General features: G+C 61.3%; 11 protein-coding genes and 1 pseudogene. 3 read left to right on the top strand and 9 right to left on the bottom strand.

The genetic code is table 11. The features are described 5' to 3' along the window. The first annotated feature begins 10 nt into the window (after window positions 1-10). Both ACZ9BB_RS25355 and ACZ9BB_RS25350 read left to right on the top strand, forming a co-directional pair. Window positions 11-448 (top strand): NfeD family protein, encoded by a 438-nt coding sequence (locus ACZ9BB_RS25355; protein WP_476217242.1) that lies wholly within the window; start codon window positions 11-13, stop codon window positions 446-448. 68 nt (window positions 449-516) lie between these two features. After that, window positions 517-837: a DUF2388 domain-containing protein gene (locus ACZ9BB_RS25350; protein WP_008076034.1), complete on the top strand. Its 321-nt coding sequence runs from the start codon at window positions 517-519 to the stop codon at window positions 835-837. A gap of 71 nt (window positions 838-908) precedes the next feature. On the opposite strand, the gene gcvP is transcribed toward ACZ9BB_RS25350, so the two are convergent. Continuing rightward, a complete protein-coding gene (gcvP, locus tag ACZ9BB_RS25345; protein WP_476217241.1) occupies window positions 909-3,782 on the bottom strand; it encodes an aminomethyl-transferring glycine dehydrogenase in 2,874 nt (957 codons plus the stop codon). Window positions 3,783-3,935: 153 nt separating this feature from the next. Here gcvP and ACZ9BB_RS25340 point away from each other — a divergent pair, with 153 nt between their 5' ends. Continuing rightward, a complete protein-coding gene (locus tag ACZ9BB_RS25340; protein WP_476217239.1) occupies window positions 3,936-5,075 on the top strand; it encodes a DegT/DnrJ/EryC1/StrS family aminotransferase in 1,140 nt (379 codons plus the stop codon). 48 nt (window positions 5,076-5,123) lie between these two features. Here ACZ9BB_RS25340 and gcvH read toward each other — a convergent pair whose 3' ends face one another. From gcvH to pepP, 8 genes and pseudogenes are all read right to left on the bottom strand, one after another. Then, the gene (gcvH, locus tag ACZ9BB_RS25335) at window positions 5,124-5,507 is read right to left on the bottom strand and encodes a glycine cleavage system protein GcvH (protein WP_476217237.1); all 384 of its coding nucleotides are present in this window, start codon (window positions 5,505-5,507) and stop codon (window positions 5,124-5,126) included. 50 nt (window positions 5,508-5,557) lie between these two features. Continuing rightward, entirely contained in the window at window positions 5,558-6,640 is a 1,083-nt protein-coding gene (gcvT, locus tag ACZ9BB_RS25330) for a glycine cleavage system aminomethyltransferase GcvT (RefSeq protein ID WP_476217235.1), read from the bottom strand. 316 nt (window positions 6,641-6,956) lie between these two features. Next, window positions 6,957-8,573, bottom strand: a complete 1,617-nt coding sequence (locus tag ACZ9BB_RS25325) for an ABC transporter permease (RefSeq protein WP_476217233.1) — start codon at window positions 8,571-8,573, stop codon at window positions 6,957-6,959. Between the two features lie 214 nt (window positions 8,574-8,787). Further along, window positions 8,788-9,792 carry an extracellular solute-binding protein gene (locus tag ACZ9BB_RS25320; RefSeq protein WP_476217232.1) on the bottom strand — a complete coding sequence of 335 codons (1,005 nt, stop codon included), beginning with the start codon at window positions 9,790-9,792 and terminating at the stop codon, window positions 8,788-8,790. 264 nt (window positions 9,793-10,056) lie between these two features. Then, the gene (locus ACZ9BB_RS25315) at window positions 10,057-11,274 is read right to left on the bottom strand and encodes a 2-octaprenyl-3-methyl-6-methoxy-1,4-benzoquinol hydroxylase (protein WP_476218417.1); all 1,218 of its coding nucleotides are present in this window, start codon (window positions 11,272-11,274) and stop codon (window positions 10,057-10,059) included. 9 nt (window positions 11,275-11,283) lie between these two features. Continuing rightward, window positions 11,284-11,373 (bottom strand): annotated as a pseudogene (locus ACZ9BB_RS25310) (tetrameric acyl-CoA thioesterase); the annotation flags it as partial. Between the two features lie 16 nt (window positions 11,374-11,389). Then, window positions 11,390-12,577, bottom strand: coding sequence for a 2-octaprenyl-6-methoxyphenyl hydroxylase (ubiH, locus tag ACZ9BB_RS25305; RefSeq protein WP_476217231.1), 1,188 nt, complete (start codon window positions 12,575-12,577; stop codon window positions 11,390-11,392). Next, window positions 12,574-13,908: a Xaa-Pro aminopeptidase gene (pepP, locus tag ACZ9BB_RS25300; RefSeq protein ID WP_476217229.1), complete on the bottom strand. Its 1,335-nt coding sequence runs from the start codon at window positions 13,906-13,908 to the stop codon at window positions 12,574-12,576. Before pepP ends, ubiH begins: the two co-directional genes overlap by 4 nt. Window positions 13,909-13,935: the final 27 nt, after the last annotated feature.

Genomic DNA, 13,935 nt, shown 5'->3' with positions numbered 1-13,935 from the left:
GTCGCTCCCCATGGAACTGTTTTCGTTCTGGAGCTGGCTGGCCCTGAGCACGCTGTTGCTGATCCTCGAGGTGTTCGGCGCCGGGGGTTATCTGCTGTGGATCGGCATGGCAGCCGCCTCCGTCGGCGTGCTGACGTTCTTGATACCGGGCTTGCCCTGGGAATTGCAGGTGTTGTTGTTTGCCGTCTTTTCGATCCTCACCGCCCTGTACTGGTGGAGACGTCAGCGCAGTGTGGTGCGGGCCAGCGATCAGCCGAACCTGAACCTGCGAGGGCAAGAGCTGATCGGCAAGGTGTTCGTGGTCAGCGAAGCGATTGTTAACGGCCGCGGCAAGATCAAGGTCGCCGACGGCGTGTGGATGGCCCGAGGGCCTGATACCGCATCCGGCAGCCGTGTTCGGGTGGTCGGGCAACAAGGGGCGATTTTACTGGTGGAGCGAGCCGACTAACGTCACGGAACTCGTTTGGGTTATTGGCAATCAAAGCCCGCAGTTAAAACCCAGTGGAGTCACCTTTTATGCGTCTCAAACTTGCTGTCGCTACCTTCGCCGTGTTGTCCCTTCAAGTCGGTTCGGCGATGGCTGATGACAGCTTTTTGCGTAACGTCCTTACTTCCGGTGCCACCACCGGTACGTCCTACCTGACCTCCAGGGATCACAAGTTGGTCGTCGCCGCTCAGGACGACGCCGGCAGCTTTGTCGCCAGTGACGGCGCCATTCGCGGCCCCTATCTGGAAGCCGCCATACAGAAAGTTCGTGCCGACAACCCTGGCCTGCAAGCCACGGACATGGAACTGGCGAACGCCATCCTGGCGAAGAATGCCATCGCCTCGAAGTAAGGTTCGTTGCTTAACAAAATGCCGCTCATATGAGCGGCATTTTTTTGCGTGCGATACAGGGGCCAGCGACTTCAGCGATATTCGTCCACCGGCACACACGCGCAAAACAGGTTGCGGTCACCGTAGACATTGTCCACACGGTTCACCACCGGCCAGTACTTATGGGCCTTGGTGTGAGCATCCGGCGTTACCGCCTGCTCGATGCTGTACGGCCGCTCCCAAACGCCAGTGATATCAGCCAAGGTATGTGGTGAGCGCTTCAACGGATTGTCCTCCGCCGGCCAGTTGCCGTTCTGCACTTCGGTGATTTCCGCGCGGATACTCAGCATCGCGCCGATGAAACGGTCCAGTTCCGCCTTCGACTCACTCTCGGTCGGTTCGACCATCAACGTTCCCGGTACCGGGAACGACATGGTCGGCGCATGGAAGCCGTAGTCCATCAGCCGCTTGGCAACGTCCTCTTCACTGATCCCGGTCTGCGCCTTGAGCGGTCGTAAATCGAGGATGCATTCGTGGGCCACTCGCTCATTGCGCCCGGTGTAGAGCACCGGGAATGCCCCGGACAAATGCTGCGCCAGGTAATTCGCGGCGAGGATCGCCACCTCACTCGCATCCGCCAGTTGCGGCCCCATCATGGCGATGTACATCCAGCTGATGGGCAAAATACTTGCACTGCCCCAGGGGGCCGCACTCACCGCGCCGTTCTCCGGCAGCGGGCCGTCGATCGGCACCACCGGGTGATTGGCGACGAACGGCGCCAGGTGCGCCCGGACTCCGATCGGCCCCATGCCCGGCCCACCACCGCCATGGGGAATGCAGAAGGTTTTGTGCAGGTTCATGTGCGACACGTCGGCACCGATATCTGCCGGTCGCGCCAATCCGACCTGCGCGTTGAGGTTGGCACCATCCATGTACACCTGACCGCCATGGCTGTGGATAACTTCACAGATCTGGCTGATGCCTTCCTCGTATACCCCGTGGGTCGAAGGATACGTCGCCATCAGGCAGGCGAGGTTGTCCCCCGCTTCCGCGGCTTTTGCTCTCAGGTCATCCAGATCGACATTGCCCGCCTCGTCGCACTCGACGATCACCACCTGCATCCCGGCCATTTGCGCCGAAGCCGGGTTGGTGCCGTGGGCCGAAGACGGAATCAGGCAAATATCCCGCGCGCCCTGATGGCGGCTCTCATGATATTTGCGGATCGCCAGCAACCCGGCGTACTCGCCCTGAGCGCCTGAATTGGGTTGCATGCAGATGGCATCGAAACCGGTGATCGCGCAGAGCCAGCGTTCCAGTTCCTCGATCATCAACGAATAACCCACCACCTGCTCTTTCGGCACGAATGGGTGCAGGTTGGCGAACTGTGGCCAGGTGATGGGGATCATTTCGCTGGTGGCATTGAGCTTCATGGTGCAGGAGCCCAGCGGGATCATCGATTGGTTGAGCGCCAGGTCCTTGTTCTCCAGCTGCTTGAGGTAACGCAGCATTTCGGTTTCGCTGTGATGAGTGCTGAACACCGGATGACGCAGATAAGGCGTCGTGCGCTGCAACTCTGCGGGAATGCCGGACACCAGGGTTTCAGCGTCCAGTTCGTCGACGTCGAGCCCATGGTCGGCACCCAGGAACACATCGAACAGTTTCGCCACGGTGCTTTCGTCACAGGTTTCGTCGAGGCTCAGGCCCAGTTGCCCACGGCCGAGAATGCGCAGATTGATCTGCGCCGCCTGGGCACTTTCGATGATCGCCGTCTGAGTGCCGCCGACCTCCAGGGTCAGCGTGTCGAAGAAGTGTGGGTTCAGACGTGTGATGCCGTGGCGCTCCAGGCCGGCAGCGAGGATGCAGGTCAGTCGGTGCACGCGCTGGGCAATCCGTTTGAGACCTTCCGGACCGTGGTAGACCGCGTAAAAACTGGCGATATTGGCCAGCAGCACCTGGGCGGTGCAGATGTTCGAGTTGGCCTTCTCCCGACGAATGTGTTGCTCGCGGGTTTGCAGGGCCATGCGCAGCGCGACGTTGCCGCGAGCGTCTTTCGACACACCGATGATCCGCCCGGGAATCGCCCGTTTGTATTCATCACGGCTGGCAAAAAACGCGGCGTGGGGGCCGCCGTAACCCATGGGCACGCCGAATCGCTGAGATGAACCGAACACCACGTCGGCGCCCAGTTCCCCTGGCGGGGTCAGCAACAACAGGCTCAGCAGATCGGTCGCCACACAGGCCAGGGCCTGCTGGGCATGCAGGTGATCAATCAGCGGACGAAGATCGCGCACTTCACCGTGGGTGTCCGGATATTGCAGCAGCGCGCCGAACACCTGGTGCTGTTTCAAGTTATCCACAGCGTCGATGATTAGCTCGAAACCGAACCCTTCGGCCCGGGTCCGCACCACGGAAATGGTTTGTGGATGGCAATTGTGATCGACGAAAAACAAGTTGCTCCTGGATTTGGCGACCCGCTTGGCCAGGGCCATGGCTTCGGCCGCCGCCGTGGCTTCATCCAGCAGCGAGGCATTGGCCAGTTCCAGGCCGGTCAGGTCGATGGTCATCTGCTGGAAATTCAGCAACGCTTCGAGACGGCCCTGAGCAATCTCCGGTTGATACGGCGTATAAGCGGTGTACCAACCGGGGTTTTCCAGCACGTTGCGCAGGATGACGGCCGGCGTGAGGGTGCCGTGGTAACCCATGCCGATCAGGCTGGTCCAGACCTGATTCTGTTCGGCGTAGCTGCGCAGCTTGGCCAGCGCGGCTTCTTCGTCGAGGGCGGGCGGCAGGTCCAGCGGTCGGTTGAGGCGGATTCCCGGCGGCACCGTCTGCTCGATCAGCTCGACCCGGCTGCCAAGGCCGAGGCTGTCGAGCATCGCCTGCTGCTCGGCGGCATCGGGCCCGAGGTGGCGGCGCAGGAAGACATTGGGATCGCGTAACTGACTCAAGGACGGCAACTGGGACATGACGGGCTCTCTCTTGACTGGCGCTCAGCGTCGATGCAATACGGTCAAACCAGCATAGCAGTCGATACCCGCACGGATGGCGTGGCGCTATTGGACAATCCGTATCATCATCCTCGGCGCCTACAAACGTTCGCTGATCGGGTAACTACATTTATGAGCCAACTGTCTTTCCTGCCCTTCTCCAAACCCACCATTGATGAAGCCACGATTGCCGCTGTCAGCGATGTGCTGCGCTCGGGCTGGATTACCAGTGGCCCCAAGGTGCAGGCTTTTGAAGCGCAACTCTCGGAATATTTTGGCGGGCGCCCGGTGCGTACGTTCAATTCCGGCACCTGCACCATGGAGATCGCGTTGCGAATTGCCGGAGTCGGACCGGGCGATGAAGTGATCACCACGCCGATTTCCTGGGTAGCCACCGCCAACGTGATTCTGGAAGTTGGCGCTACACCAGTGTTTGCCGACATCGACCCGGTCACCCGCAATATCGACCTGGCGCAGCTTGAAGCTGCAATTACCCCGCGCACCAAAGCCATCATCCCGGTGTTTCTCGCCGGACTGCCCGTGGACATGGCGCGCCTTTATGCGATTGCAAAAAAGCATGGTTTGCGAGTGGTGGAAGATGCGGCTCAAGCATTGGGTTCGAGCTGGAACGGGCAGCGAATCGGTGCGACTGGCGATTTCGTGTCCTTCAGTTTCCAGGCGAACAAGAACGTCACCTGTTCGGAGGGCGGTTGCCTTGTACTGAACAATGCCGAGGAAGCGCGGCTGGCGGAAAAGTACCGCTTGCAGGGTGTCACCCGCAGTGGTTTCGACGGGCTGGACGTTGATGTGCTGGGCGGCAAGTTCAACATGACCGATGTCGCGGCAGCCATTGGCCTGGGTCAATTTGCCCACATCGAAGCGATCACCGCTCATCGTCGTGAGCTGGCCAAACATTACTTCGCTTGCTTCGGCGAGGACTTCGAAGCGCAATACGGTGCTCAACTGCCCCCGGCGGATTTCGCGAACAGCAATTGGCATTTGTTCCAACTGGTACTCCCGGAACGCCAGGATGGCAAACCGGCACGGGCTACTTTCATGGAGCAGATGCAGGCGCTGGGAGTGGGTATCGGCTATCACTACCCGCCGATTCACCTGCTGAGCCTTTACCGCGAACGCGGGTTCAAGGAAGGCATGTTCCCGGTAGCCGAACGGGTCGGACGACTGATCGTCTCGCTACCGATGTTCACGGCCATGGATAAAGCGGATGTCGAGCGTTCGGTGGCTGCGGTGAAAACCGCCTTGCGGCCTTGATTCGACCTTCGCAGGAGCTGCCAAAGGCAGCTCCTGCGAAGGCGGGCATTACTCGCCGATGGCAGCCTTGTAGCCCACCGGGTCGAGCAGGTTGTTCAGCTCAGAGGTATCGCTTGGCTCAAGTTTGAAGAACCAGCTGTCATAAGGCGCGCTGTTGACCAGTTCCGGGCTGTTGGCCAACTCTTCGTTGACGGCAATGACTGTACCGGAGACCGGCGAGTAGATATCCGACGCAGCCTTGACCGACTCGACGACACCCGCAGTCTCACCGGCAGCGAACACTTTGCCGATTTCCGGCAGTTCGACGAACACCACATCACCCAAGGCTTCCTGAGCATGGTCTGAAATACCCACTTTCACGCCGCCATCATGGTCTAGACGGGCCCATTCGTGACTTTCGGCAAAACGCAGGTCGACAGGGATTTCGCTCATGTTCTGTGTCCTCAAGAAAAATATCAGCGGTCATTGCCCGCCAAAAAAAGTTAGATCAAGGTTTTGCCGTGGCGGACGAAGGTCGGTTTGACCACTCGAACCGGGTACCACTTGCCACGGATTTCCACTTCAGCGCGGTCGGCGGTGGCCACCGGTACGCGCGCCAGTGCAATCGACTTGCTAAGCGTAGGAGAGAAACTACCACTGGTGATCTCCCCTTCGCCAACATCGGCGATGCGAACCACCTGATGCGCCCGCAAAACCCCACGCTCTTCAAGGACCAGACCCACCAGTTTGTGCTGCACGCCAGCGGCCTGTTCGGCTTCCAGAGCCGTGCGGCCGATGAACTGGCGCGTGGCCGGTTCCCAGGCAATGCTCCAGGCCATGTTGGAGGCCAATGGCGAAACTTCTTGATGAATGTCCTGACCGTAGAGGTTCATGCCGGCTTCGACCCGCAAGGTATCGCGCGCACCGAGGCCGATCGGTGAGATACCTGCGCCCACCAGATCGTTGAAGAAAGCCGGCGCCTGATCGGCCGGGAGCACGATCTCCAGACCGTCCTCGCCGGTATAACCGGTACGTGCGATGAACCAGTCGCCGTCGGGCTGACCTTCGAAGGGTTTGAGTTGCTGGATCAGTGTGCTGCGGGACTGGGTCACCAGTTCGGCAATCTTATGCCGGGCGTGAGGCCCTTGAATGGCCAGCATCGCCAACTCGGAGCGCTCGTTGAGCTGCACATCGAAGTCGCCGAGGTGAGCCTGCATCCAGGCCAGGTCCTGATTGCGGGTGGAGGCGTTGACCACCAGCCGATAACCGTCCTCGAGGCGGTAGACGATCATGTCATCGACAATGCCGCCGTGCTCGTTGAGCATGGCGCTGTACAAGGCACGGCCGGGGCTGTGCAGACGTTCGACGTCATTGGCCAGTAAATATTGCAGCCAGGCCTTGGCCTGGGGGCCGTCAACATCGATCACGGTCATGTGGGATACATCGAAAACCCCGCAATCGCGGCGCACCTGATGGTGTTCCTCGACCTGCGAGCCGTAATGCAAAGGCATATCCCAACCGCCAAAATCGACCATCTTCGCGCCGAGGGCGAGATGAAGGTCATACAGAGGCGTACGCTGTCCCATGGGTTTCTCCTTCCGGGCGTGGCGAAGGTGCGGACAGACGCTGTACGGGATGAAATGCCTTGAAATAAAGGCTTTCAGCCGATTTCAGCGACCCGGTCTGAAAGACGGACCGCACCGAATGCCGCGCATTGTAGCCGCAAGGTGTAGGACTGGCACAGCACCCTGTCTCACGAATCACTGTCCCGTTTTGACGGCGCCTGTTATTGCCATGCTGCGTTGCCGTTCCTCGCCATAGCGAGCTATGACTCGTCACGGCGCCTTGCCTGGCAATAACAGTCACTCGTCAAACTCGGGACGGATTCGCGAGACAGGGCGCCTAGCCGTTTCGATGTGCCGACCTTCTGATCAATCCGATGACCGGCAACAGCCCGACCAAAACCAGGGTCAGTGCCGGCAACGAGGCCCTCGCCCACTCGCCTTCGCTGGTCATTTCAAAGATCCGCACCGCCAGCGTGTCCCAGCCAAACGGGCGCATCAGCAGGGTCGCGGGCATTTCCTTGAGCACATCGACGAACACCAGCAACGCCGCGCTCAACGTGCCCGGCAGCAGCAGCGGCAGATACACTTTGAAAAACAGTCGTGGCCCACTGACGCCAAGGCTACGTGCTGCTTCGGGCAAAGAAGGCCGTATTCGCGCCAGGCTGCTTTCCAGCGGCCCATAAGCCACGGCGATGAAGCGCACCAAATAGGCCAGTAACAACGCCGACAGACTGCCCAGCAGCAGCGGTTTGCCCGCGCCGCCAAGCCAGCCCGACAGCGGGATCACCAGTTCGCGATCCAGATAGCTGAACGCCAGCATGATCGACACCGCCAGCACCGAGCCCGGCAAGGCGTAGCCGAGGTTGGCCAGGCTGATGCCGGAACGGATCGCCCGGGTCGGCGCCAAGCGACGGGAAAATGCCAGCACCAGCGCGACGCTGACAGTGATCAACGCCGCCATGCCACCCAAGTACAGGGTATGCATGATCAACCCGGCGTAGCGCTCATCCAGATCGAAGCGCCCGCGTTGCCAGAACCACACCATCAGTTGCAGCACGGGAATGACGAAGGCGCAGGCGAACACCAGACCACACCAGCTCATGGCCGCCAGCGCCTTGACCCCGTGCAGGTGATACAACGCCTTGACCCGCGGCCGTTCGTTGCTCGCCCGGTTGGCCCCACGGGCACGGCGCTCGCCGTACAGCACGACCATCACCACCAACAGCAACAGGCTGGCCAGTTGCGCAGCGGTGGAGAGACTGAAAAAGCCGTACCAGGTCTTGTAGATAGCGGTGGTGAACGTATCGAAATTGAACACCGACACCGCACCGAAATCCGCCAGGGTCTCCATCAGCGCCAGCGCCACCCCCGCGCCAATGGCCGGGCGTGCCATCGGCAATGCAACCCGCCAGAACGCCTGCCACGGAGATTGCCCAAGGACTCGCGCCGCTTCCATCAGGCCTTTGCCCTGGGCCAGGAATGCGCTACGCGCCAACAGGTAAACGTAGGGATAGAAGACCAGCACCAGCACCAGAATCACACCGCCGGTGGAGCGCACTCGCGGCAGCCTCAGGCCGCTGCCGAACCATTCGCGCAGCAGGGTTTGCACAGGGCCGGCGAAGTCCAGCAGGCCAACGAAAACGAATGCCAACACGTAAGCAGGAATTGCGAAGGGCAGCATCAGCGCCCAGTCCAGCCAACGCCGCCCGGGGAACTCGCAGAGGCTGGTGAGCCAGGCCAGGCTGACGCCCAGAAACGTTACGCCGAAACCGACGCCGAGTACCAGCGTGAGGGTATTGCCCAGCAGCCGCGGCATCTGGGTACCCCACAGGTGGGACCAGATCTGCTGATCGATGGTTTGCCAGGAAAAAAGCAGGACACTCAGGGGCAGCAGGACCAGCGCAGCAATGGCGAAGACCAGGGGATACCAGCGGCGTTGGGCGGGGTGGGCCAAGGTAGTTCTCTAGAAAATTTGGTGCCAACGCAGATCGGCAGTCGGCCCCACTCTGTGGCGAGGGAGCTGGCTCCCGTTCGGCTGCGTAGCAGCCGCAGGAGGTTATCAGATCATCTCGATCGAGCGCAGTCCGATGCCTTCAAGGTCGCTTCGCGCCCCAACGGGAGCAAGCTCCCTCGCCACAGGCAAGCCTCTCGCCACAGCAACGGTGGCTTCAGTTCCAGCCAACCCGATCCATCATCCGAATCGCTTCAGCCTGACGCTTGCCAGCGATTTCCACCGGCAAGGTATCGGCCAAGAATTTGCCCCAGCTCGCCACTTCAGCTGAAGGCTGAACGGCAGGGTTGGCCGGGAATTCCTGGTTCACGTCAGCGAAAATCTTCTGCGCTTCAGGCGTGGTCATCCACTCCACCAGCGCCTTGGCGGCTTCCGGATGCGGTGCGTGTTTGGTCAGGCCGATGCCCGACAGGTTGACGTGCACGCCACGGTCGCCCTGATTCGGCCAGAACAGCTTCACCGGCAGGTCCGGCTTCTGTTTGTGCAGACGGCCGTAGTAGTAAGTGTTGACGATGCCGACATCGCACTGACCGGCGTTGATCGCCTCCAGCACGGCGATGTCGTCGGAAAACACGTCGGTGGACAGGTTATTGACCCAGCCCTTGAGGATTTTCTCGGTTTTCTCGGCGCCATGGACTTCGATCATCGTGGCGGTCAGCGATTGGTTGTAGACCTTCTTTGCCGTGCGCAGGCACAGGCGGCCTTCCCACTGCTTATCGGCCAGCGCCTCGTAGGTCGTCAGCTCACCGGGCTTCACCCGGTCGGTGGAGTAGGCGATGGTCCGCGCCCGCAGGCTCAGGCCGGTCCAGGCATGGGAGGATGCGCGGTATTGCAGCGGAATGTTGGCATCGATCACCTTGGACGTGAACGGCTGGAGGATGCCCATCTGCTCGGCCTGCCAGAGGTTGCCGGCATCGACGGTCAGCAGCAGGTCGGCGGTGGCGTTTTCACCCTCGGCCTTGATCCGCTGCATCAGCGGCGCTTCCTTGTCGGTGATGAACTTCACCTGCACGCCGGTTTTCTGGGTGTAGGCATCGAAGACCGGTTTGATCAGCTCATCGATACGCGAGGAGTAAACCACCACCTCGTCGGCGGCCTGGGCGGCGGTGCTGCCAATCAGGGTCAGGGCCAGTGCAGTCAGTAGACGCTTGGGTGCCAACATGGAAGCGGTCTCTCGAATGGGGAAGTGAGGGCAAATGATAAGGACTCACATTTCGCATCTCAATCAAACAGTGGGTGGAGGCGTTACCGGATGTTGCACAATCGAATGAATGACAATGGCGAGGGGGCTTGCCCCCCGTTCGAGTGAGCAGCGGTCGCAAATTGGATTGCAGATTTTGTCTGGGAAAATGCCGGGACTGCTTCGCAGTCCAACGGGGCGGTGCGGCGATCCGACAAGCCCCCTCGCCACAGGGCCGTGCCCGCTTCAGGCCTTGGCCAACGCCGGCAAATCCCCGATCAACCCAAGCGCTTCGCGCACGAACAACGCCTTGGCCTCGGGCATCTGGTCAACCATCTTCAACCCGGTATTGCGCAACCAGCGCACCGGCAACGGGTCGGCCTGGAACAAGCGCTCGAACCCTTCCATCGCCGCCATCAACGCCAGGTTATGGGGCATGCGCCGACGCTCGTAGCGACTGAGCACTTTCACATCCGCCAACCGCTCGCCGCGCGCGGCTGCTTGCAGCAGCACTTCGGCCAGCACCGCAGCATCGAGGAAACCGAGGTTCACGCCCTGCCCGGCCAGCGGATGAATGGTGTGGGCCGCGTCGCCGATCAGCGCCAGGCCTTCAGCCACGTAACGCTTGGCATGGCGCTGACGCAGCGGCACGCACAGACGCGGGTCGGCACTGAGTACCGTGCCGAGGCAGCCTTCGAAGGCCCGCTCCAGCTCCTTGCAAAAGCCTTTGTCGTCCAGCGCCATCAGGCGTTCGGCTTCGCTCGGCGTGGTCGACCAGACGATCGAGCACCAATCCTGCTGGCCATCCCGTTCCAGCGGCAAAAACGCCAGCGGGCCGTTGTCGGTGAATCGCTGCCGCGCGGTCATCTGATGAGGCTTTGAACTGCGCACACTGGTAACGATCGCGTGATGCATGTAATCCCACTCGCGCGTCGCAACGCCGGTCAGGCGTCGAACGGCTGAGTTGGCGCCGTCCGCCGCGATCACCAACGGCGCCCGCAAGGTGCGGCCATCGGCGAGGGTCAGCAGCCAGTCGTCACCGGAGCGGCGCATCTGTTCCAGACGCGCATTGGCCAGCATTCCGAGGTCGCAGTCGTGCAGTCGGTCGAGCAAGGCGTCCTGAACCACACGGTTCTCGACGATATGCCCGAGTACGTCGGCATGCACGCTGGTCGCCGAGAAATGGATCTGCCCAGTGCCGCTGCCGTCCCAGACATGCATGTCGGTGTAAGGGCTGCTGCGTCGATTGGCGATGCCATCCCAGACACCCAGGCGTTCGAGTATTCGCTGGCTGGCGGCCGACAAAGCGCTCACCCGCGGTTCGAACGGCGCCTGAGCATCGAAGGGTTTGACGCTCAGGGGGCTGCCGTCCAGCAGCAGGACTTCAAGCCCACTGTTTTGTAGCGCCAGCGCCAAGGCGCTGCCGACCATTCCGGCCCCGACAATCAGCAGATCTGCGCGCATTTCCATGCTTTAGGCCTGTCTCGCTTGCGGCTTGAGCCGCACGTAAAGGGTTTTCTCGACGCACGCCACCAAGGTGCCTGCGCCGTCGTGAATATCGACTGGGTTCGTCAACCACTTAAACATCAGGACGTGTACCCAGGCCCATGGCCTGCCGGGCGAACCAGCGTTTGGCCGGCGGCAGCAGATCGAGGCCGAGCAGGCCGATGTTGCGGCCCAGGGAAACCAGCGGCTGGGTGCTGCCGAACAACCGGGTGACCTGATCGGAGAAACCCACGGTCAGGTTCTGGTCCAGACGCTGGCGCTCGCGATAAGCCTGCAACGTGGTGAAATCGCCGAGCGCGGTCTCGCTAGCCAACAAGGTGTCGGCCAAGGCCTGGGCATCGCGCAGCGACAGGTTGAACCCTTGCCCGGCAATCGGATGCAGGCTGTGGGCGGCGTTGCCGAGGATCGCCAGATGCGGGCGAACTTGCTCCTCGGCTTCGATCAGCGACAGCGGATACAAATTGCGTGCACCGACCTGTTTCAGCATGCCGAGGCGATAACCGAACACGCCCTGCAGCTCGTTGAGAAAGCTGCGGTCATCAAGGGCCGCCAGTCGTTGGGCGTCCATGCCCAGACGGGTCCAGACCAAGGCGCAGCGGTTTTCCGGCAACGGCAACAAAGCCATTGGGCCATCGTCGGTGAAGCGCTCGAAGGCCATGCCGTTGTGCGCTTCGCTCGGAGTGATGTTGGCGATCAGCGCGCTCTGGTTGTACGGGCGTTTCTTGATACCGATCCCCAGTTGTTCACGCAAGCCCGAACGGCCGCCATCGGCCAACACCGCGAGGTCGCATTCCACCAGGGTTTCATCGTTGAGCGTCAGGCGATAGCCGTCGGTCAGCGGTTCCATGCCGGTGACCTCCGCCGGGCAACGCCAACTGATCACGTCCTTGTCCAGACTGTGCCAGAGGCATTGGCCGAGCCAGGCGTTTTCCACCACATAACCCAGCGCTGGAACGCCCTCTTCCATCGCCGACAACCGCGCAGTGGAAAAACGCCCACGGTCGGAGACATGAATTTGCTTGATCGGCTCGGCGCGGCGGGAGATTTCCTGCCACACGCCCAGCCGTTGATAAATCTGCCGGGCGCCGAAGGACAACGCCGAAGAGCGGGCGTCATAGCTCGGTTGATAGGTGTCGCCGGGGGCGAACGGCTCGATCAGCACGATCTTCCAGCCACGGGCCTTGGCCCCGGCCTGCAACGCCAACGCCAGGCTGGCGCCAACCAGGCCACCGCCGATGATTGCCAGATTGACTCGACTCATGCCGCGTGTGTCCGTGCGGCGGCCATCAAGGCCTCGATCTCGGCGACCGTTTTCGGCACGCCGTTCGTCAGGATTTCACAACCGGTTTTGGTGACCACCACGTCGTCCTCGATGCGCACGCCAATGCCGCGCCATTTCTTCGCCACGTTCTGGTTGTCCAGGGCAATGTATATGCCCGGCTCGACCGTCAGCGCCATGCCGACTTCCAGCACGCGCCATTCGCCGCCGACCTTGTACTCGCCAACATCATGCACATCCATGCCCAGCCAGTGGCCGGCGCGGTGCATGTAAAACGCCTTGTAGGCTTCGCTGGCGATCAGTTCATCAACGTCGCCCTGCAACAGGCCCAACGTCACAAGGCCCGTGGTAATGACCCGAACCGTGGCTTCATGAGCCTGATTCCAGTGTTTGTTCGGGGCGATTTCGGCAAACGCCGCTTCCTGGGAAGCCAGCACCAACTCGTAAATCGCTTTCTGTTCGGGTGAATACTTGCCGTTGACCGGCCAGGTGCGGGTGATATCACTGGCGTAGCAGTCGATCTCGCAACCGGCATCGATCAACACCAGATCGCCATCCTTGAGCACCGCGTCATTCTGCTGGTAATGCAGGATGCAGCTGTTGCGCCCCGCCGCGACGATCGAGCCATAGGCCGGCATTTTCGCGCCGCCCTTGCGGAATTCGTAATCGAGTTCGGCTTCGAGGCTGAACTCATGCAAACCGGCACGACTGGCCTGCATCGCACGGATATGTGCCTGGGCGGAAATCCGCGCGGCTTCGCGCATCACCTTCACTTCTGCCGCCGATTTATACAGGCGCATGTCGTGAAGCAGATGATCCAGGGCAACGAATTCGTTCGGCGGCTGAGCGCCGAGATTCGCCTTGGAGCGGATCACATTGATCCAGTCCATCAGGTGTCGATCGAATTCCGGGTTGCTGCCCATGGCCGAATACACCCGGTCGCGGCCTTCGATCAGACCCGGCAGGATGTCGTCGATGTCGGTGATCGGGAAAGCGTCATCGGCGCCAAAGTCGCGGATCGCGCCTTCCTGGCCGGCGCGCAGACCGTCCCACAGCTCTCGCTCGGCATTGCGTTCACGACAGAACAGGATGTACTCGCCATGTTCGCGACCGGGAATCAAAACGATAACGGCCTGAGGCTCGGGAAAGCCGCTGAGGTACTGGAAGTCGCTGTCCTGACGGTAAACGTGCTCGACGTCGCGGTTGCGGATGGCCACCGCGGCGGCGGGCAGGATGGCGATGCTGTTGGGTTCCATCTGCGCCATCAGGGCCTTGCGGCGACGGCTGTATTCCGATTTCGGGATATGAATCATGGGCAGATGGCTTTCCCTGGCACGCGA

It is taken from the genome of Pseudomonas sp. TE3552 (genome assembly GCF_056278945.1).
The sequence above is the reverse complement of the archived record's forward strand: the minus strand, read 5'-3'. Positions and strand labels throughout refer to the sequence as shown.